This is a genomic window from Comamonas sp. MYb69 (genome assembly GCF_037479315.1).
Lineage (GTDB): Bacteria > Pseudomonadota > Gammaproteobacteria > Burkholderiales > Burkholderiaceae_C > Comamonas.
Genome location: NZ_JBBGZG010000003.1, coordinates 158,567 through 177,788 on the forward strand (window position 1 = coordinate 158,567; position 19,222 = coordinate 177,788).

Annotated in this window: 20 protein-coding genes; 7 read left to right on the forward strand and 13 right to left on the reverse strand. The window is 64.6% G+C overall.

What is annotated here, in order from left to right; genetic code table 11:
* Position 1: 1 nt before the first annotated feature.
* From gspD to gspG, 9 genes are all read right to left on the reverse strand, one after another.
* Positions 2-2,317, reverse strand: a complete 2,316-nt coding sequence (gene gspD, locus WH303_RS04985; protein ID WP_243419228.1) for a type II secretion system secretin GspD — start codon at positions 2,315-2,317, stop codon at positions 2-4.
* A 7-nt stretch (positions 2,318-2,324) separates the two neighbouring features.
* Complete coding sequence (gene gspN, locus WH303_RS04990; protein WP_445228254.1) at positions 2,325-3,134, reverse strand: type II secretion system protein N; 810 nt, start codon at positions 3,132-3,134, stop codon at positions 2,325-2,327.
* Positions 3,135-3,147: 13 nt separating this feature from the next.
* Positions 3,148-3,702 (reverse strand): type II secretion system protein GspM, encoded by a 555-nt coding sequence (gene gspM / locus WH303_RS04995; RefSeq protein ID WP_339517261.1) that lies wholly within the window; start codon positions 3,700-3,702, stop codon positions 3,148-3,150.
* Positions 3,699-4,952: a type II secretion system protein GspL gene (gene gspL, locus WH303_RS05000; protein ID WP_339517262.1), complete on the reverse strand. Its 1,254-nt coding sequence runs from the start codon at positions 4,950-4,952 to the stop codon at positions 3,699-3,701. The genes gspM and gspL overlap by 4 nt, the downstream gene beginning before the upstream one ends.
* Before the next feature lie 72 nt (positions 4,953-5,024).
* Entirely contained in the window at positions 5,025-6,032 is a 1,008-nt protein-coding gene (gspK, locus tag WH303_RS05005) for a type II secretion system minor pseudopilin GspK (RefSeq protein WP_339517263.1), read from the reverse strand.
* Positions 6,029-6,730, reverse strand: coding sequence for a PulJ/GspJ family protein (locus tag WH303_RS05010; protein ID WP_021025730.1), 702 nt, complete (start codon positions 6,728-6,730; stop codon positions 6,029-6,031). The genes gspK and WH303_RS05010 overlap by 4 nt, the downstream gene beginning before the upstream one ends.
* On the reverse strand, positions 6,730-7,098 hold the full coding sequence (gene gspI, locus WH303_RS05015; RefSeq protein ID WP_021025731.1) for a type II secretion system minor pseudopilin GspI: 369 nt from the start codon (positions 7,096-7,098) through the stop codon (positions 6,730-6,732). The genes WH303_RS05010 and gspI overlap by 1 nt, the downstream gene beginning before the upstream one ends.
* 22 nt (positions 7,099-7,120) lie before the next feature.
* On the reverse strand, positions 7,121-7,564 hold the full coding sequence (locus tag WH303_RS05020) for a pilus assembly FimT family protein (RefSeq protein ID WP_339517264.1): 444 nt from the start codon (positions 7,562-7,564) through the stop codon (positions 7,121-7,123).
* 76 nt (positions 7,565-7,640) lie between these two features.
* Complete coding sequence (gene gspG / locus WH303_RS05025; RefSeq protein WP_182345023.1) at positions 7,641-8,096, reverse strand: type II secretion system major pseudopilin GspG; 456 nt, start codon at positions 8,094-8,096, stop codon at positions 7,641-7,643.
* 65 nt (positions 8,097-8,161) lie between these two features.
* On the opposite strand from gspG, the gene WH303_RS05030 reads away from it, so the two are divergent.
* Entirely contained in the window at positions 8,162-8,779 is a 618-nt protein-coding gene (locus WH303_RS05030; RefSeq protein ID WP_339517265.1) for a type II secretion system protein N, read from the forward strand.
* Between the two features lie 53 nt (positions 8,780-8,832).
* On the opposite strand, the gene WH303_RS05035 is transcribed toward WH303_RS05030, so the two are convergent.
* The 3 genes from WH303_RS05035 to ilvA are packed head-to-tail and all read right to left on the reverse strand — an operon-like array spanning position 8,833 to position 11,842.
* Positions 8,833-9,417 (reverse strand): histidine phosphatase family protein, encoded by a 585-nt coding sequence (locus WH303_RS05035; protein WP_339517266.1) that lies wholly within the window; start codon positions 9,415-9,417, stop codon positions 8,833-8,835.
* Positions 9,414-10,250 carry an adenosylcobinamide-GDP ribazoletransferase gene (gene cobS, locus WH303_RS05040; RefSeq protein ID WP_021025735.1) on the reverse strand — a complete coding sequence of 279 codons (837 nt, stop codon included), beginning with the start codon at positions 10,248-10,250 and terminating at the stop codon, positions 9,414-9,416. Before cobS ends, WH303_RS05035 begins: the two co-directional genes overlap by 4 nt.
* A gap of 23 nt (positions 10,251-10,273) precedes the next feature.
* Positions 10,274-11,842 (reverse strand): threonine ammonia-lyase, biosynthetic, encoded by a 1,569-nt coding sequence (gene ilvA, locus WH303_RS05045; protein WP_339517267.1) that lies wholly within the window; start codon positions 11,840-11,842, stop codon positions 10,274-10,276.
* A 467-nt stretch (positions 11,843-12,309) separates the two neighbouring features.
* On the opposite strand from ilvA, the gene WH303_RS05050 reads away from it, so the two are divergent.
* The 3 genes from WH303_RS05050 to WH303_RS05060 all read left to right on the forward strand — a co-directional run bounded on the left by WH303_RS05050 (position 12,310) and on the right by WH303_RS05060 (position 13,864).
* Positions 12,310-12,759: an OsmC family protein gene (locus WH303_RS05050; RefSeq protein ID WP_021025737.1), complete on the forward strand. Its 450-nt coding sequence runs from the start codon at positions 12,310-12,312 to the stop codon at positions 12,757-12,759.
* Between the two features lie 99 nt (positions 12,760-12,858).
* Positions 12,859-13,458, forward strand: a complete 600-nt coding sequence (locus WH303_RS05055) for a MarR family transcriptional regulator (RefSeq protein ID WP_339517268.1) — start codon at positions 12,859-12,861, stop codon at positions 13,456-13,458.
* Positions 13,424-13,864 carry a hypothetical protein gene (locus WH303_RS05060; RefSeq protein ID WP_021025739.1) on the forward strand — a complete coding sequence of 147 codons (441 nt, stop codon included), beginning with the start codon at positions 13,424-13,426 and terminating at the stop codon, positions 13,862-13,864. The genes WH303_RS05055 and WH303_RS05060 overlap by 35 nt, the downstream gene beginning before the upstream one ends.
* Positions 13,865-13,930: 66 nt before the next feature.
* Here the strand turns inward: WH303_RS05060 and coq7 are convergent, their stop codons facing one another.
* Positions 13,931-14,551, reverse strand: coding sequence for a 2-polyprenyl-3-methyl-6-methoxy-1,4-benzoquinone monooxygenase (gene coq7 / locus WH303_RS05065; protein WP_021025740.1), 621 nt, complete (start codon positions 14,549-14,551; stop codon positions 13,931-13,933).
* Positions 14,552-14,874: 323 nt separating this feature from the next.
* Between coq7 and WH303_RS05070 the strand changes: the two genes are divergently transcribed.
* The 3 genes from WH303_RS05070 to WH303_RS05080 all read left to right on the forward strand — a co-directional run bounded on the left by WH303_RS05070 (position 14,875) and on the right by WH303_RS05080 (position 19,222).
* Positions 14,875-15,930, forward strand: coding sequence for a porin (locus tag WH303_RS05070; RefSeq protein WP_021025741.1), 1,056 nt, complete (start codon positions 14,875-14,877; stop codon positions 15,928-15,930).
* 549 nt (positions 15,931-16,479) lie between these two features.
* On the forward strand, positions 16,480-18,060 hold the full coding sequence (locus WH303_RS05075; protein ID WP_021025742.1) for an ABC transporter substrate-binding protein: 1,581 nt from the start codon (positions 16,480-16,482) through the stop codon (positions 18,058-18,060).
* 181 nt (positions 18,061-18,241) lie between these two features.
* On the forward strand, positions 18,242-19,222 hold the full coding sequence (locus tag WH303_RS05080; protein ID WP_116924570.1) for an ABC transporter permease: 981 nt from the start codon (positions 18,242-18,244) through the stop codon (positions 19,220-19,222).

Below are 19,222 nucleotides of genomic sequence, written 5' to 3' on the forward strand. Positions count from 1 at the left end.
ATCAGGGCTCGAAGCGCATGCCTTGCGGCGTCACGGTCAGGGGGCGCGATTCGATCACCGGCGTCTCGGACGCGCCCAGCGGCAGGCCGGAGGTCTGCTGGGCCAGCGGCGTGATGATCGACGACTCATTGATCGGCACGCGGGTGCTTTGCTCGGGCTGGGCGGCGATCTGCGCGCCGCGCATCAGCTCGTAGCGGTCCATGCTCACCTGCTGGGTGGCGGCGGCATCGCGCATCACCACGGGGCGCAGGAAGACCATCAGGTTGGTCTTCTTGCGCGAGCGGGTGTCGCTGCGGAACAGCGCGCCAATGCCGGGGATATCGCCCAGGTAAGGCACCTTCTGCACCGAACCGGAGTACTGGTCCTGCAGCAGGCCGCCAATGACGATGACCGAGCCATCGTCCACCAGCACGGTCGATTCGATCGAGCGCTTGTTGGTGGTGGGGCCGTTGGCATTGGTGGTCGTGCCGGCGAGCACGTCAGACGTCTCCTGGTAGATCGTCAGCTTGACGGTGCCATTGGCATTGATCTGCGGGCGCACGCGCAAGGTCAGGCCCACGTCCTTGCGCTCCACCGTGGTGAAGGGGTTGACGGTGCTGCTGCCGGTGCTGTTGGCGTAGGAGCCGGTGACAAAGGGCACATTCTGGCCGACCAGGATCTGCGCTTCCTGGTTGTCCAGGGTCAGCAGGTTGGGGGTGGCCAGCACATTGCCGTCGGCGTTGGACTGCAGCAGGTTGGCCAGCGCGCCCAGCACATATTCGCCGTTGTGCTTGAAGGCGATGCCGGCGTTCATGCCGGCGCTGGGCAGGGTGCTGTAGGTGTTGTTGGCAATGCCGGCGGCCAGGTTGAACAGGTTGGCACCGCCCACGGTGAAGTTGTTGCCGATGACGCCGACAACATTGTTGCCCTGGCCCAGCAGGCTTTGCCACTGCACGCCAAACTGCGCGGCCTTCTCGGCGCTGACTTCGACGATCAGGCTCTCGACCAGCACCTGGGCGCGGCGGCTGTCGAGCTGGTCGATGACCGAGCGGATCTGGCGGTACAGCGGCTCGGGCGCGGTGATGATCAGCGAGTTGGTGGCCGTGTCGGCCTGGATGATGCCGCCGGTGGCGCTGCCGCTCTCCCCCGAAGTGCCCAGCGAGGTGCCGGTGCCCAGGCGCGCGCCCGAGCCCAGGCCGCCCGCACTGCTGCTGCTGGCACTGTTGCCCAGCGTGCCGCTGGTGCTGCCGCCCAGCGATGTGGCACCGCTGCGCGTATTACTGCTCAGGCCCCCGCTGCTGCCGCTGCTCGACAGGTTGGTGGCGGGGCTGGCGCTGTTGCCGTCCTGGCCGGCGAGGGCCGCGCGCAGGGTGGTGGCCAGCGCGGTAGCATCGGCATTGCGCAGGTAGACCACATGGATGTTGCCCGAGGCATTGCCGCCACGGCTGGGGCTGTCGAGCTTGCCGATCAGCATCTTGGCCTGCGACAGGCGTGCCGGGTTGGCCGCGCGCAGCAAGATGCTGTTGGTGCGCGGGTCGGCCAGCACCGAGGTGCGGTAGGCATTGTCGGTCTGCGCGGCGCCGGGGGCTGCACCGGCAGTGGCGCTGCCACTGGCAGACACGGTCTGGCCGCCTTCCAGCAGGCGCTGCAGCATGGGCACGATGTCGGTGGCGACCGCGTGTTCGAGCTGCACCACTTCGACATCGCTGGCGTTGGCCACATCCATCGACGCGATGATGCGCGAGAGGCGTTGCAGGTTGTCGGCGTAGTCGGTGATGACCAGGGAGTTGTTGCCCGGGTTCACATTGATGGTGTTGTTGGGGCTGATCAGCGGACGCAGCACCGGCACCAGGTTGTTGGCGCTCTCGAAGTTGAGCTTGAAGATCTGGGTGACGATCTGGCCGCCACCGGGCACCTGGCCGCCCGCGCCGCCCTGGGTGATGCGCACCGTGCCGCCTTGCAGCTTGGCATCGGCCTCGGGCACCACCTTGTACAGGCCTGCGGCCTCGACCACGGTGTAGTTCTGCAGGCGCAGCGCTGCCAGGAACTGCTCGAACGCGGCCTGGGGCGAGACGGGCCGGTCGGTCACGAGGTTCATCGTGCCCTTGATGCGCGGATCGACCACCACGCTCTTGCCGGTGATGGTGGCCATGGTGCGCGCAATCGACTCGATGTCGGCGTTGGCGAAGTTCAGCGTCACCGGCTCACCGGGGCGAATGCTGGCCGTGCCGGTGTTGATGGCTGTCTGCGCCAGCGCCGCGCCGTTGCCGCCCATTAGAAGGACGCTCGCTGCGATGGAGTGCAGCGCAAATCGATAAATGGGAGAGTGGTATTGCATCATATGTTCAGCCAACCGAGAGCAGCACGCGGCTTCCGCTGCGCTGCCCAATCATAGTCAATAGATTCGCAAGAGCCGCCTCGCGCCCTTCGGCAGCCCAGGCTTCTCCCTGAAAACGCAGGCGCTGGCCCACCCATTGGCCCTGGCCTTTGAGCTGGAGCGCGCCGTCCAAGGTAGACAGCTGCAAGCTGGTGCTGTCACCGCCTTGCAGTTGCAGGCGGTAGCTGCCCAGCGGCTGTATCGTGGACAGGCGCGAGGTCACCGCCATCACATCAAGATCGGCGCCGCCCTCGACCTGCAGACGCCCGGCGTTGAGTGCCAGCGACAGCTCACGGGTCTTGAGCAGCAGCTGGCCCTGGGGCTGGATGGTGTTCCAGGGCGTGCCCAGGCCCACCAGCAGCGATGCCGGCCAGCGGCTTTCATGGGCGCCCAGCTGCACCTTGGCGCCGCCCCAATGGGGCTGGATGCGGATGGGCATCGGCGTGGCCATGCAGCAGCTGGCATTCCAGCGCATGTTGAGGCCACGCAGGCTGGGGCGCAGTGCCCAGTCCACCCGGCCGGGCAAGGCCATCTGGTCGCGGCTGGCCTGGCCGCCGGTAAATACCCACTGGGCCGAGCCGTTCCAGACCGTGCCACGCGGCTCGCGCAGCTGCAGCTGGCCCTGGCTGGCCCAGGCCAGGCCTTGCGCCAGCCAGTGTGCTGGCGCAAACAGCAGCAAGGCAGCCAGGCCGCCCGTGCAGGCGCCCACGGCGGCCCAGCGCCAGGGCGCACGGGCGCTACCGTGGGGCGAAGAGGGGTTCAAGCGCTGCCGGGCCATCTTTGTGTGCCGCCTACTGGGCCGGCAACTGCAAGACGATATTGCCCGACCAAGTGGGCGCGGCAGCCGGGCCTGCGCCCTTGGCTGGCTCGTCGCGGGTCAGGCGCAGCTCGGTGGCAATCGCATGCGCATTGGCGCGCACCTGGCCCAGCCAGCGCTGGGTGGAGGCGGCCGAGGCGCGGCTCAAGGTGACGGTCACGCGCTCGCCCAGCACGGCCAGTTTGGCGCTGGTGCCCAGCTGCTGCGTGAGCGAGGCTTCAAGCTGCTGGCGCGCCTGCGTGGTGGTGACCGTGGTGGCCGATTGCAGCTGGCGCGCTTCGGCCTGCAAGGCCTGCATGCGGGCGAGCTGCTGGTCGAGCTGGGCATGCGCGGCGGGCGCGCTGCGCCAGGTCTGCAGCACCGGCGCAATCGCCAGCCACCACAAGAGCGCAATCAGCACCAGGCCAGCGGCCAGGCTGACGCCCCGGCGCTCACGCGCATCCAGTGCGCGCCAGCGTTGGCGCAGCAGTTGGGCTGCCGAAGAGCTGGCTACTGCAGAGGCCGACGGTCGGGAGGAATTTTTCTTCATGGCTGGGCCTGCGCGCGGATGACCCACTGGTCGTTTTGCATCTGGGCCTGCAGGCCCTGGGCTTGCAGTTTCTGGCTGAAGGCATCAAAGCCATCGGTGGGCAGGCCGCGCAGGCGCAGCTCGCCGCCACTGTATTCGACCGTGCTGGGCACCGTGCCGGCGGGCAGGCTGGACAGCGCCTGGCCGGCGGCGGCCAGCAGCGGTTCGGCGTCCGATGGCGACAAGCCGCCCGAGGCCTGGCGCAGGTTGGCGACTTCACGCGCCATCTGCACGGGCGCATCGACAACCACCTGCACCTTGGGGAAGGCCTGCGTCAAGCTGCTGCGCACCAGCGCGGCCTTGGCCTGCAGTTGTTGGCGTTCTTGCCAGGCCCAGATATTGGCACCCACGAGCGTAAGCACGACCAGGGCCAGCACGGCCCAGCGCGCCGGGCGCCAGGCGGGGGCATGCAGCACATCATTGAGGCCACTGCCCAGGCGCCGCTGCAGGCGGTTGCGCCCGCTGTTGGCAAATTCGAGCTGGGCCAGGTCCCAGTCGCTGCGTGCGGCATCGCGCATGGTTTGCGCCGGGCTGTAGAGCTGCACCGGGCGCTGCAGCCAGTGCTCGGCAGTGCTGACCACGGCTGGCTCGGCATGCACGATGCTGTCGGGCCCGAGCGGGGGCAGCAGCGCTGCGCTCTCGCGCGAGACGGGCAGCACCAGCACCGCATCGGCGCTGTCGGTGCCAAACACCACAGCCTGCGCCAGCTCAGGGCTGCCGGTGACCAGGATCTGCGCGCCATCGGGAGCGGGCTCGCCCGGCGCATGGCTGGGCACCACACGGGCCACCGCGCGGCCTGCGGCTTCCAGCACCTGCAGGTGGTCCCGCAACCACTGGCGCGGGCAGCAGGCGATCCAGATCGGCTCGCCCTGGCCGGCGGCACGGGTGTCGGGTTGCAAGGCAAAGTGCAGTTGCGCCGGGTCGTCGAGCAGGCGCTCTTCCAAGAGGCCTTCAAGCACGGCACGCAGCCGGGGCGAGCCCGGGCCGACGCCCTGGGGCAGGCTGACCCGTTGCCAGGACAGCATGGCTGCGGGCACCACGGCCACCACCTCACCGGCGCGGCCGGGTTGGGGCAGCAGGCCAGCGGTGGTGCTGCCTTGCTGGCCGATGGTCACGCCATCGGGCGACAGGGCATAGCTGTAGCTCCAGGCCGAGCTGGGCCCTGTATCTGGCCCCGAGGCCAGCGGCAGTGAAATCAGTAATGTACTCATGAGCGTGTTGTGCGCTGCATTGTAGAGGGCCCGGCTTCACCAAACTGCAATACGTTTGTCATCATGTTCCTGTTAGCGCGCCGCCACCGGGTTGGCGCTGCCATCGCCCATCAGGCTGGTGGCCAGCGCGGCACCGCGCTCGCGCACCACGGTTGTTACATTCAGCCCCTGGCGGTAGACCAGGGATTTCTCCTGCACCACCAGGTCGTCAAAGCGCAGCCGCGCCCAGACCTCGAAATACACCGATTTCACATCGAGCAGCGCGTTGGCATTGGTGAGCGCGCTGTTGCTGCTAAAGCGCTGCTGCAGCTCGGCGCTGCTCTCAAAAGCCTTGTTCAGCCGCAGCTGGGCGATTTGCTGGGCAGTTGCAAAATCCATGCCCTCGACAGCGGCCCAGATCACGGTGGCCGAGGCGGTGTTGACATTGACCTTGCTCTCCTGGGGCAGCAGCACCACATAGGGCTCCAGCTGGGTCAGCGTAGACGGCGACAGGCCCCACCAGGCCAGCTCCTTGTAGGTGCGCGGCAGCAGCGGCGCATTGGCGGCCTTGCCTTCGGTGCGCAGCGCGGCCTGTGCCTGCTGGCTGAGGACGGTCAGCTCGGCACCGGGCAGGCCCAGGCGCTCGAACAGGCGCTGGAACTGGCGCAGCGCTACGGTATTGATCTGGCCGTTGGACACCAGGTTGCGGATATTGAGGCGCGCCTGGGCATCGACAATCGCGCCCGACAAAAAGGCCTGGGCCGCGTCGATGCTGCTGTCGTCGGCATTGCTCTGGTTGTTGGAGGCCTGCAAAAAGGTGGACAGGCGCGCTTCGGCCAGCGGCACCGACCAGGGCTCGGACAGCGAATCGGGGCCGCCCACGCGCGCATCCTGGCGCAGCACCTGGCGCGAAAAATCCAGTCCGCCCAGCAGCAGCCAGGCGGCCTGCACACGGGTGCGCTCTGCGCCTTCCACCTCCAGATTGCGCCACTGCTGCCAGACAGCGCCGGCGGCAATCGTGGCCACCAGGGTGACGGTGAGCATGGCCGCCAGCAGCGCTGCGCCGCGCTGGCTGCGGCGGGCTAGGTGCAGCCGCTTCATGATTTGTTCCCCGACACGATGGGGTTGACCCAGTCGTTGGTGATGACCCCGGAGAGCGCACCGGGCGCGGGCAGCTCCAGGCGCAGGCGGATGCCGTCGGGCAGCGCCACCGTGGTGGGGTTGTTGGCATCGGTCTGGGGATTGGCGCCCTGGCTGGACAGCGGGTTGCTCCAGCTGTTGCCCCGAAAATACAGCAGCTGCCAGCCGCTGAGGGGCATCAGCACTGTTTGCTGCGGGCCGCCATCGGAGTTGTTGGTCAGCGCGCTGTTGGTGACCGCATGGGCGGCCATGTCCCAGGCCTGCTGCCACTGCTGCAGATCACGCACCGGGGAGGACTGCCAGCGCACCCAGTAGGCGCGGTTGCCCAGGCTGCGCTGGGCCCAACTGACGACGCGCAGGCCTTGTTCATTGATGTCGCTGCTGCGGCGCGTGAGCCGCAGCACGCGGCCATCCCAGTCGATGGGCGTGGTAGCTGCGACGCGCTCAATGCCATTGAGGTCGGTGTTCCACTGCGACAGTGCCGCTTGCACCACCATCACCTCTTCGCTGTAATCGCGGGCCTGCTGCTGGGCGCGCACCATGCCGTCGATACCGCGCCAGCTGGCGATGGTCATCACCGCCAGGATGGAGATCGCGATCAGCAGCTCGATCAAGGTAAAGCCCTGGCTGCGTGGCTGGCTAGAACGGGGGCGCTGCATCAGTACCTCCCCACGATGGTGCTCAGGCGCAGCAAAGGCGCGCCGCCGGAGAACACATGGGCATCGATGCGGCGGAAATCCGGGTTGGGCGTGGCAAACACGCCCACGCGCACATCGAACATGCGGCCGGCCTGCTCGCAGGCCACGCTGGTCGTGCCCAGGCCCGGCAGCTGTTGCGACAGGCGCGCGGCGATCAGCTGGTTCTCGGCGCAGATCTGCGCGAGCATCACATCGCTTTGCCGCCCTGCGGTCTGGGTCAGCGCGTTCATCGCCTTGCCGCCGGCGAGCAAGGCGATCGCGACAATGGCGAGCGCGACCAGCACCTCGATCAGGGTGAAGCCGGAATGGGGCGAGGACTTGCTGGGCACGCGGGGCTGGTCGGGAAAAGGTTCAGGGGGCCTGTAGTTCAAAGGGGCGCACACCGTCGGTGGACACGGCAATGCTGCCCGCATGGCGGCTGGGGTAGGCCAGCAGCACTGTCTGCGGGCCGATCAGTGCCTCGGGCCCCAGGATGATATCGCCACTGCTGCGCACCGCCACCGGCGGGTGCAGCCAGGCGCCCTGGCGGGTGCCGCCTTGCAGGCCTTCGATGACAAAGCCCTGGCTGTCGGCCCGCCAGCGTACCGGCTGGCCGCTGGCGCGGGACTGGGCCCGTGCGGCTTCGAGCTGCGCGGCCAGGCGCTGGCCTTCACGCTGGAGCTGGTCCTGGCTGTTGTCGCCCATCGCAAACACCACGCCGGCGCTGGCCAGCGCCATCAAGCTGATGACGACCAGCAGCTCCATCAAGGTAAAGCCGCGCTGGCGGCGCGGCTGGAAGGGGTGTGAAAGAGGCATGGGCGCAGGGCATGGGGCCGGAGAGCGGGGCAGCGGGAAAAGGCAGAAAGCAGCGATCAGGCGGGCTTATTGCCGCTTATTGCCAGCTGCCGATGTCGGCATTGTTGCCTTCACCGCCGGCCTGGCCATCGGCACCAAAGCTCATTACATCGACTTCGCCTTTGACGCCAGGGTTCAGGTACTGGTAGGGGTGGCCCCAGGGGTCATTGGGCAGCTTTTCCAGATAGGGCTTCCAGTTCATCGGCGCGGGGCCGCTGCTGGGGCGGTTGATCAGCGCGGCCAGGCCTTGCTCGGCGGTGGGGTAGCGCTGGTTGTCCAGGCGGTAGCGCTTGAGCGCGCCGCTGATGTTGGTGATATCGGTGCGCGCGGCGGTCACGCGTGCTTCGTCGGCAGCGCCAATCACATTGGGCACGATCAGCGCGGCCAGCACGCCGATGATGACCAGCACCACCATCAGCTCGATCAGGGTAAAGCCGCGCTGGATATTGGCTTGGATGCGGCGTGCAGCCGACTGCGGGCGGAAGGAAAACATCATGCTCTCAGGTCAAAGGGGGTCAAAGTGGTGAAACTGACATCTGGCTGCATCATAATCTGCGAATGGTGACACTATCACGCAACCCCTGGTCTCCTCGGCTGGCGGCCGGCCTTTTGTGGGCTGGCGCTGCGGCATTGGCGGTGTTCTGGGGACTCAAGCTGTCGGCGCCGCGCCAGGTGCTCTCGGCCCCGCAGGCCGGTGGCCCCGCCCAGGTACAGGTCGATGGCGCTGCGATGGCGCGGCTCTTTGGGGTGCAGGATGGCGCGCCTGTTGCAGCCCCGGCTGCCCCCACCCGCTGGCGCCTGCTGGGCGTGATGGTGGGCAAGGACAGTGGCGGCGGCGCGGCCGTCATCGCCGTGGATGACCAGCCTGCCAAGGTGTTCCGCGTGGGCACGGTCGTGGCCGATGGCCTGGTGCTGCAGGCCCTGCGCAGCGATGCGCCCCGTGCCGTGAGCCTGGGCGCTGGTGTTGATGGCCCGGCGGCTGTGACGATCAACCTGCCGGCCTTGCGCCCAGTGGATACGGTGGCTGCGCCGATCCCAGCCTCTGTGCCGAATGCGCCCAATGCCCAGAATTCCACAAATGCCGTGGCTGCGGCACCGCAAGCTGCTTCCGTACCAGCGCCTATGCCGCCCACCGCGCCCAATGTGGACCGCAGCACCGGCTCCCTGCGCGACTGATGGGGCGCCGGCACTTTACGTAAAAGTTTGTTGGGAGCGGCCTGGCGCGGCTCTCAGACCTCGCCGAACAGCGGCAATCGGAGCCATTCCCCATACGCGAGCTTGACTGACGGCCAGTCCTTGGCCAGCGGCAGCCTTTGGCCCCTTGTCAGCAGCCAATGCGTGCATTGCGCCACACCTGCGTGGCTGATCCACAGCACAGGCTGGCCGGTTTCCAGCGCCTGCTGGCGCGCGGCATCCAGCGCACGCGCCACGCGCGCCATCATCGTGGCCAGCGCCTCACCACCGCCTGGTGCATAGGCCATAAAGTCAGCGGTCCAGGCCTGCATCTCTTCGCGGGCGATGCCGTCCCAGCGCTGGCCTTCCCAGGCGCCAAAGTCCATTTCTGCCAGGTCGTCGCTGGCGCGCAGCGCGAATGCCGGTGCCTGCGCCTGCAAGGCCATGGCCAGCTGGCTGCAGCGCTGCAGTGGCGAATGCCAGACCGTTCCGGCCGGCAGTGCCTCGGCGGCCCAGGCGTTTTGCAGGGCCCGTGCGGCGGCGGCGGTGGCCTTGTCATCGGCGGCCATGTTGGTGCGGCCGTAGCAGATGCCCGGCGCCACCAGGGGCTGGGCATGGCGCTGCAGCCACAGCGCCGTCATGCCAGCGCCTTGGCCAGCAAGCTGCCGGCAGGGCCCAGCGACAGCGCGGCACCCAGGTAGAACGCGATCTCGCTGACCTGCTCGGCAGCGCCCAGGCCATCACCGGTAAAGCCTTGCAGGCGGCGCTGCAGCCACTGGCGCATCCACAGCGCGGCGGCGGCGCTAAGCACCAGGGCCAGCAGCAGAACCACCCAGCCTTGGGCGAGGCCCAGCAGCAGGGCAGCGGGCAAGGACCAGGCTACGCAGCAGGCCAGGCCTTGGCGGCTGATAAAGGCCGCCAAAGGCTTGCTTTTGGACGAGGCGCTGTCGCCCACATGGGGTAGGCTGCGCACGACAAACATCGGCCAGAGGCGGGCGATCACATGGGCTGTGACCAAGGTTGCCATCGCCAGCGCCAGGCTGTGGCTGGCCAGCAGCGCGACAAGAGCGGTCTTGCTGAGTACGGCCAGCACCATCGCCATCGCGCCATAGGCGCCGATGCGCGAGTCCTTCATGATCTCCAGTGCGCGCTGGCGCTCGTGGCTCCCGCCCAGGCCATCGACCACATCGCTCAAGCCATCCTCATGGAAGCAGCCGGTGAGCAGCACGGTGGCCAAGGTGCTGAGCACGGCGGCGACCAGCGGGCTGTAGCTATTGCCAGACGGCAGCAGCAAGCTGCCAGCGGCCAGCACCCCGGCGGCCACCAGGCCCACGATCCAGCCCACGCCGGGGAAGTGGCCGGCGCTGGCGCGCAGCATCTCGGGGCTGTAGCCCACCCAGTCGCCCAGCTTGCCGGTGACCGGGATGCGGGTGAAAAACTGCACCGCGAGCAGAAAATGGCGCAAGGCTTGCATGCTGCGGCTGGGCCCGTTTGGCGTTAGGCCTGCAGGAACAGCTTGTAGGCCGGGTTCTGGGTCTCTTCGATCCAGGGGTAGCCCAGGTTGTTCAAGAACTGCTCAAAGCTGTGCGAGTCTTCCTGGGGCACCTGCATGCCCACAAGGATGCGGCCGTAGTCCGCGCCCTGGTTGCGGTAGTGGAACAGCGAAATGTTCCAGTTGGGCGCCATCAGGCTCAGGAATTTGAACAGCGCACCGGGCCGCTCGGGGAAGACAAAGCGCAGCAGGCGCTCGTCCTGCGCGAGCTGGGAGCGCCCGCCCACCATGTGGCGCACATGCTCCTTGGCCAGCTCATCAAAGGTCAAATCCAGCGCTTCAAAGCCGTTCTTCTGGAAGTTGCGGCAGATTTTTTCCGACTCGCCCTTGCTGTTGGTCGAGATGCCGACAAAGACATGGGCACGCCGGTCATCGCTGATGCGGTAGTTGAACTCGGTCACGCTGCGCGCGCCGCCGGGCAGGTTGCCGATAACTTCGCAAAACCGCTTGAAGCTGCCGCGCTCTTCGGGGATGGTGACGGCAAACAGCGCTTCCTTTTCCTCGCCCACATCGGCCCGCTCGGCGACAAAGCGCAGGCGGTCGAAGTTCATGTTGGCGCCGCTCAGGATGGCGGCATAGGTCTCGCCCTTGGTCTTGTTCTTGGCCACATACTGCTTGATGCCGGCCACGGCCAGCGCGCCCGAGGGCTCGACGATGGAGCGGGTGTCGACAAAGATGTCCTTGATCGCGGCGCAGACGGCATCGGTGTCGACGGTGATGTATTCATCGACCAGGCCATGCGCGACGCGGAAGGTCTCCTCGCCCACCAGCTTGACCGCGGTGCCATCGGCAAACAGGCCCACATCGTTCAGCGCCACGCGCTTGCCTTCGCGGGTCGACTGGATCATCGCATCCGAGTCGTTCATCTGCACGCCGATGACCTTGATCTCGGGCCGCACCGCCTTGATGTAGTTGGCGACACCTGCGATCAGCCCGCCACCGCCAATCGCGACAAAGACCGCGTTCAGTGGCGAGGAGCCGATTTTCTGCACCTGGCGCATGATCTCCATCGCAATCGTGCCCTGGCCGGCGATCACGTCCGGGTCATCGAAGGGGTGGACAAAGGTGAGGTTCTGTTCCTTTTGCAGCTTGAGCGAGTGCTCGTAGGCATCGCTGAAGCTCTCGCCGGCCAGCACCACCTCGCCGCCCAGGCCCTTGACGGCATCGACCTTGAGCTGCGGCGTGGTGGTGGGCATCACGATCACGGCGCGGGTGCCCATGCGGCTGGCCGACAGCGCGACGCCCTGGGCATGGTTGCCTGCCGATGCACAGATCACGCCGGCCTTGAGCTGCTCGGCCGTCAGGTGGGCCATCTTGTTATAGGCGCCGCGCAGCTTGAAGCTGAACACCGGCTGCTGGTCTTCGCGCTTGAGCAGCACCTTGTTGTGCAGGCGGCGGCTGAGGTTCTTGGCCGAGTCCAGGCTGGATTCAATGGCCACGTCATAGACACGCGCAGTGAGGATTTTCTTCAGGTAATCGGCCGGCGTCAGCGCGGCAGCAGTCTTGGAGGGCATAGGGATGCACGCTAGAGAAAGGAGGCAACGAGAAGGTAGCGCATGCGGATGGCGCGCCTGGTTGATGCGCCAGCCAGCAGGGCATGCGCGGGTGGCGGCATGGGCGGGGTGGCGAGCATCAGGTGATCGAGAGACCGATGCACTATAACCGCTGGCATTCACTGGAGCGGATCGGCGGTGGAATTGCGCCGGCGCAGGGCAGAAAAAAAGCCCCTGATGTGAATCAGGGGCTTGAAACCACCATTTGAGAGGTGGAGGAGACAACTTGCAAGCTACATCCAGCAGTTGGGGCTTTCGCCTGGCTGTGGAGCAGCAGATGAGTCCAAGTATAGCGATGTTTCTGCTGCGTTGCAGCAAAATAATGTGCGCAACCATTTTTTTTGCCAATGCTGTTGATAGACAGCAACAAATAGCAGGGGTCAGGGCAGATCTGCCACACTGTGGCGTCTGATTTTTGGAGAGTTGCAATGGAATGCACGGTAACGTGGACGGGTGCGAGCGGCGCCCGCTCGGGAATGGGCTTTGTCGCAGAAACGGGCAGCGGCCATGTGGTGGCCATGGATGGCGCGCCCGACGCGGCCAATCCGGCCAACGGCGGCCAGAACCTCGCCGCCCGCCCGATGGAGCTGCTGCTGGCTGGCACCGGCGGCTGCACCGCCTATGACGTGGTGCTGATCCTCAAGCGTGGCCGCCACGATGTGAAAAACTGCACCGTGGCCCTGAAGGCAGAACGCGCCGACACCGAGCCCAAGGTCTTCACCAAGATCCATATGCAGTTCACCGTCACCGGCAAGGGCATCCCCGCAGCGGCGGTGGAGCGCGCGATCGCGATGAGCCATGAAAAATACTGCTCGGCCAGCATCATGCTGGGCAAGACAGCCGAGATCACCACGGGGTTTGACCTGGTGGAGGCCTGAGCACGGGCGTTGATATCCCGCAATGCCCGGATGGCCGCTGGACGGGATGTCAGCCTGTCTTGTGGTCCGATGCAAAAAAGGCGACAATTGACGCCTTATATGAATCAATCTTTGATTGCCTTGCTGCTGCCGGAGTACCGGCGGCGTGTCCTGGGGCTGTTGCTGCTGCACCCTGATACGCAGCTGCACGGGCGAGAAATTGCCAGGCGCACGGGGCTGCCGGCAGGCACCATCACCCGAGAACTTGGCAAGCTCACATCGGCGGGCTTGTTGCAACGAGAAAAACGGGGCAACCAACAACTGTACCGCGCAGACAAGCGCTGCCCCATTTTTACAGAGCTGGCCAGTATCTTGCGCAAGACATCCGGCGTGGCCGATGTGTTGGCGGCCGCCCTGGCGCCTGTTGCAGACAAGATCGATGTGGCCTTTATCTATGGTTCTGTGGCGCGCGGGCAAGAGACTGCGGGCAGCGATATTGACCTGATGCTGGTTGGTACACTGGGCTTTGACGAGGCGGTGCATGTGCTTTGGCCGCTGCAGGCGGAGCTGGGCCGGGAGATCAATCCGCAGGTACTGGGCCAGCAAGAGTTCGCAGCGCGCGCCCAGGACGCGTTCATGCGCGATGTACTGTCCAAGCCCAAGATCTTTGTGGTGGGGGGTGACGATGAGCTTGCAAAACTTGGTCGGCATCAGTCTTGAGACCGTGGAGCCCCATGCGCAGCAAGTGCGGTCTTTGCTGGCTGCGGCTGACCGCAATATTGCCGATGCACACATTGCCGGCTTAAGTGAAGAAAACCAGTTTGATGCCGCCTACAAGGCCATCATGCAGTTGGCCATGCTGGGCCTGATGGCCCATGGCTACCGCACACTGACCAGCAAGCCGGGCCACCACCAGACCGCCATCCAGACGCTGGCACTTACCGTGCAGTGGCCCAGTGAGAAGATCTGGCCGCTGGACGCCTTGCGCAAGCAGCGCAATTTGACGGACTACTCTGGAGACCTGGTCTCCCAGGCGGCGGTAGACAGCTGCCGGAACAATGCCATGGCCTTGCGGGCCCATGTGCATGGCTGGCTGCAGGCGCAGCGGCCTGACTGGTTGGCTTAAGAATGCTTTCTGGCCGCCTCAGAGGCGGCCTTTGCATGGGGTCCCCGTCCGGCCCTGTCTCTCTATCTATATATGGTGTGCCGTCACGGTCATCACCTTGGAGGCGATCTTCATCAGCATCCGGGCGGGAAGTGGTACCGGCAGCGCGCCGGCATCCACCGCTGCGGCGGCATGGCGCTCCTCGTCGGCTTTCATCTGGCTGACGACGGCCCGTGAGGGCGCATCATGCGCTGGCAGCAGCTCCAGGTGGGACTGCAGGTGCAGGGACACCTGGTTTTCCGTCTCTTCGACAAAACCCAGGCTGGCGCGGTCGCTCACCTTGGCGGCCACGGTGCCGATCACAAAAGCGCCGGCAAACCACAGCGGATTGAGTAGGCTGGGGCGTTCGCCCAGGTCCTGCAGGCGCTGGTGGGTCCAGGCCAGGTGGTCCATCTCTTCCTGGGCGGCTTCGAGCAGGTGTTCGCGCAGATGCTCGTCGCGGGTGACCATGGCCTGGGCGGTATAGAGCGCCTGCGCGCAGACTTCGCCCACATGGTTGACCCGCATATAAGAAGCGGAGAGCTTCTTCTCCTCAGGGCTGAGGTCCGCCTCGTCCATGCCCGCAGCGGGCGAGGGGTTGGCCGCACGGGGCGTTGCAAACAGGGTGCGCAGCGCAGTATCTGCTGCGCAAAGGAGTCGTTCTTGCATAGGGTGCCATGCTAACCAGTAGAATACACCCCGCTGCAAACATGGCGAATCTCCTCTGGAGCGGCTTGTTTTGCAGCAAATTTTTGTCGAAAAATAGGACGGCGGCTGACATTCGTTAAACGTTGCACTCAAGCAACGATTTGCAGCGAATAGGTCCTCAAGTGGGGGAATTTGTTTGCGCAACCGCCTGCGGTCTGTTGAAATAGAGAGAACTTCCACACTAGGAGGTTGGCGCGGGAGCAGGTAGAAGTTGTGCAGAACCGTGAGGCTGACATCAACCCCCCCGTACCAGCGCCGTCTGTTAAACCTTGGAGTAACTCGCAATGAAAAAATCTCTTGTTGCCTTGGCAGTGCTGGCCGCTTCCGGCGCCGCAATGGCTCAATCTTCCGTGACCCTGTTCGGTATCGTTGATGCTGGCGTGACCTACGCTAAGACCAGCGGTGGCGAAAGCAACTACGGTCTGACCAACTCCGGTAACGCCACCAGCCGTCTGGGCTTCCGCGGCGTGGAAGATCTGGGTGGCGGTCTGAAGGCTGGTTTCTGGCTGGAAGGCGCAATCCAGAACGACAGCGGTACCGCTTCCGGCGGCGGCGCTGCAGGTCCTGGCTTCGAGTTCAAGCGTCGTTCCACCGTGTCCCTGATGGGCAACTTCGGTGAAGTGCGTCTGGGTCGTGAACTGACCGCAGCTTACAACACCGTGTCTGGCTACGACGTGTTCGGCCAAGTCGGTATCGGCCAAAACTTCAGCTTCGGCAACGGCACCTACGGCTTCGGCGACCCAGTTCGCGTGGGCAACATGGTTTCGTACTACACGCCTAACATGTCCGGCTTCACCGCTGGCGTGAACTACGGCTTCGGCGAAACCGCTGGCGACAGCTCCGCTAAGCGTTACATCGGCGTGTCCGCTGGTTACAACAACGGCCCTCTGAGCGCCGGTATTGCTTACGACCAGCAAAACGATCCTACCGCCAGCTTCGAAAAGGCTCAAGGTCTGGGTCTGGGCGCTGCTTACAACTTCGGCGCTTTCAAGCTGTCGGGTCTGATCCGTCAAGTGCAAAGCACCCCAGTGGGTGGTGGCAGCAAGGCTAAGTTCCAGTCCGCTGGTCTGGGCGCAACGGCTGCTGTCGGCGCTGCTGGCGAAGCACGTCTGGCTTACAACTACTACGACAACAAGGAAATCGAAGGCAAGGCTCACCAGCTGTCGCTGGGCTATGTCCACAACCTGTCGAAGCGCACCGCTCTGTACGGCACCTACGCTTTCCTGAAGAACCAGAAGAGCGAAACCATGAGCTTGTCGGCTAACGGCCTGGGCATCGACCCAGCTGGCGCTGGCAAGAACCAAAACGCTATCACCGTTGGTGTGCGTCACGCTTTCTAATGAATGGCTAGGGTTTCCTAGCTACTCAATCTGAAAAGCAAAAAGCCCGTCGAAAGACGGGCTTTTTTTATGCCTGCTCGCGGCACAGGCCCGGGCTGCTCGGCCCTGTTCCGGGCAGATGGCCGCTGTCGCGGCGGCCGCTGCAGTGGTCTGCTCGCTCGGTCAGCATGTTCAACAACCCATGCGGAGACGCCAAACCGTTGGAAGCACCAGGGCTGTTGCTCTTTCATCGCTGAGCGGCAGGTGAGCAACTGCGCTGGCTTGTGGCAGGCTTGATACATACCGCATGCTGTATCGGCGCTGGTAGCCGCCAAGATGCGCCTGTATCGCTTTTTGACATGTGGGAATAGAAGGGCAGGCGTGGTCTGGCAGGCAGGGCGTTTTCATAATTAGCAGATGAAGCCGTGTTTTGCCCGACAAAACACCTGCTATTGCCGGTCACCTAACAGAAATAAACAGGACTCGGGAATATCCCCGCCTTGGGGGAAGCACCATGCGGAAGATCGATTCCTTGCGGCATAGTGAAGCACTACTATTCTGCGAGGACTTATGAAACAGCCTTCTCTTGCTCTGGTTGCGATAGCGGTAGCCGCCGTTTTGTCAGCTGGCGTGGCCCAGGCCAAGCCCTTCAAGTGGGCCAGCCAGGCCGACGTTGCCAGCTGGGATATCCATGCGCAAAACAATGGCCTGCACAATGCCATTCATCCCTATGTCTACGAGACCCTGGTCACCTACAACAGCAAGACCTTTGCGGTCGAGCCGCTGCTGGCTACCTCGTGGAAGGAAGTGACTCCCAAACAGATGCGCTTTGCATTGCGCCAGGGTGTGAAGTTCCAGGATGGCTCGAGCTTTACCGCCGATGATGCGGTGTTCTCGATCACCCGTGCCATGGCCAAGACCTCGAACTACGGCCCCTTTGTGCAGGGCATCGAGAAGGTCGTCAAGGTCGATGACGGCACCATCGATATCTTCATGGTGGACCCCAATCCCGTGCTGCTGCGCCAGATGACCGAGCTGCGCATGATGAGCAAGGCCTGGTCGGAGAAGAACAAGTCCACCGAGCCGATGGACATCAAGAAGTCCGACGAGAATTTTGCCCACCGCAATGCGATGGGCACCGGCCCGTTCATCCTGGAGTCCTGGCAGCCCGATGTGCGCATGGTGCTCAAGAAGAATCCCAACTGGTGGGGCCAGATGCCGGGCAATGTGACATCGATCACCTACACCCCGATCAAATCGGCGCCGACCCGCATGGCAGCGCTGCTGTCCGGTGAAGTGGACATGGTGCTCGACCCCACGCCGCAAGACCTGAACCGCCTGCGCGCCAGCCCGGACCTGAAGATCCTTGAAGGCTTGGAGAACCGCACAATTTTCTTTGGCATGGACCAGTTCCGCGACGAGCTGCCCGGCTCCAGCGTCAAGGGCAAGAACCCGCTCAAGGACCAGAAGGTGCGCCAGGCGCTCTACCAGTCCATCGACATCCAGGCGATCACCAAGACCATTCTGCGCGGCCTGGGCAAGCCTACCGGCACCCTGGTGGCGCCCCAGGTCAATGGCTGGACCGAGACCGTGGGCCAGCGCCTGCCCTATGACCAGGACGCCGCCAAGAAGCTGCTCGCGCAAGCGGGCTACCCCGATGGCTTCGAGGTCGACTTTGCCTGCCCCAACAACCGCTACATCAGCGACGAGGCGATCTGCCAGGCCGTCACCGCGATGTGGGCCAAGATTGGGGTCAAGGCCAAGCTGCGCACCTTGCCGATGGTCACCTACTTCCCGATGATCCAGCGCAATGAAGCGAGCATCTACATGCTCGGCTGGGGCGTGCCGACCTTCGATTCGCTCTACAGCCTGCAGTCGCTGGTGCGCACCGTCGGCAAGGGCGGCGACGGAAACTACAATGTCGGCCGCTACAGTAACGAGCGCATGGACTACCTGGTCGACCGCGTCAAAACCGAAACCGACCAGCCCGTGCGCACCCGCATGCTGACCGAGGGCTTGCAGCTGTCCAACGACACGGTCTCGCACCTGCCGCTGTACGACCAGGTGATCCCTTGGGCGATGAAGAAGAACATCGACCTGGTGCACCGCGCAGACAACCGGGTGGACATCAAACTGGTGACGGTCCGTTAGCCAACGGTGAGCAGTTTGCAGGCCTGCTGCCCGGTGCGGCAGCCGGCCATTTCATAAAAAGCGAAAGAAGAATAGGCAGACAACACGGGTGCCAGGGGCGCTTTGCAGAACCCTCGTCAACGGGGTTTTGCAGGGGGTCCCTAGGGCACCTTCCCTCTGTTTGTCACGATGAGAGTCAGCCATGTTTGCATTCATATTGCGCCGATTGATACAGGCGGTGATCGTGATGATCGCCGTGGCGTTCATTTCCTTCATGTTGTTCCAGTATGTGGGTGACCCGGTCACCTTCTTGCTGGGCCAGGATGCCACCCCGCAGCAGATTGCCGAGTTGCGCAGTGCGCTGGGGCTGGACAAACCGTTTTTCGTGCAGTTTTGGCACTTTTTGCTCAATGCTGCCCAGGGCGAATTCGGCATCAGCCTGCGCCAGGGCGCCAAGGTCTCGTCCTTGATTGCCGAGCGCTTCCCGGCGACCTTTGAGCTGGCCATGGTGGCCGCGTTGCTGGCCCTGGTCATTGGCGTGCCGATGGGCGTGTATGCCGCGCTGCGGCGCGGCAGCTTCATGAGCCAGGTGTTCATGACCCTGTCGCTGCTGGGCGTGTCCCTGCCCACCTTCCTGATCGGTATCTTGCTGATCCTGATCTTCTCGGTGCACCTGGGCTGGTTCCCGAGCTTTGGCCGTGGCACGACGATGCAGCTGGGCTTTTGGAGCACCGGCCTGCTGAGTGCCAAGGGCTGGCACCACATCATCCTGCCGGCCATTACCTTGGCGGTGTTCCAGCTCACCTTGATCATGCGCCTGGTGCGCGCCGAGATGCTGGAGGTGCTGCGCACCGACTACATCAAGTTTGCCAAGGCTCGGGGCCTGAGCAACCGCACGATCTACTTTGGCCATGCCCTCAAGAACACGCTGGTGCCGGTGATGACCATCACCGGTCTGCAGCTGGGCGGCCTGATTGCCTTTGCCATCATCACCGAGACCGTGTTCCAGTGGCCGGGCATGGGCCTGCTGTTCATCCAGGCGGTGACCTTTGCCGATATCCCGGTCATGGCCGCCTACCTGTGCCTGATTGCGCTGATTTTTGTGGTGATCAACCTCGTGGTCGATCTGTTGTATTTCGCTGTCGACCCGCGCCTGCGCGTCGAAAAATCGGGAGGGCACTGA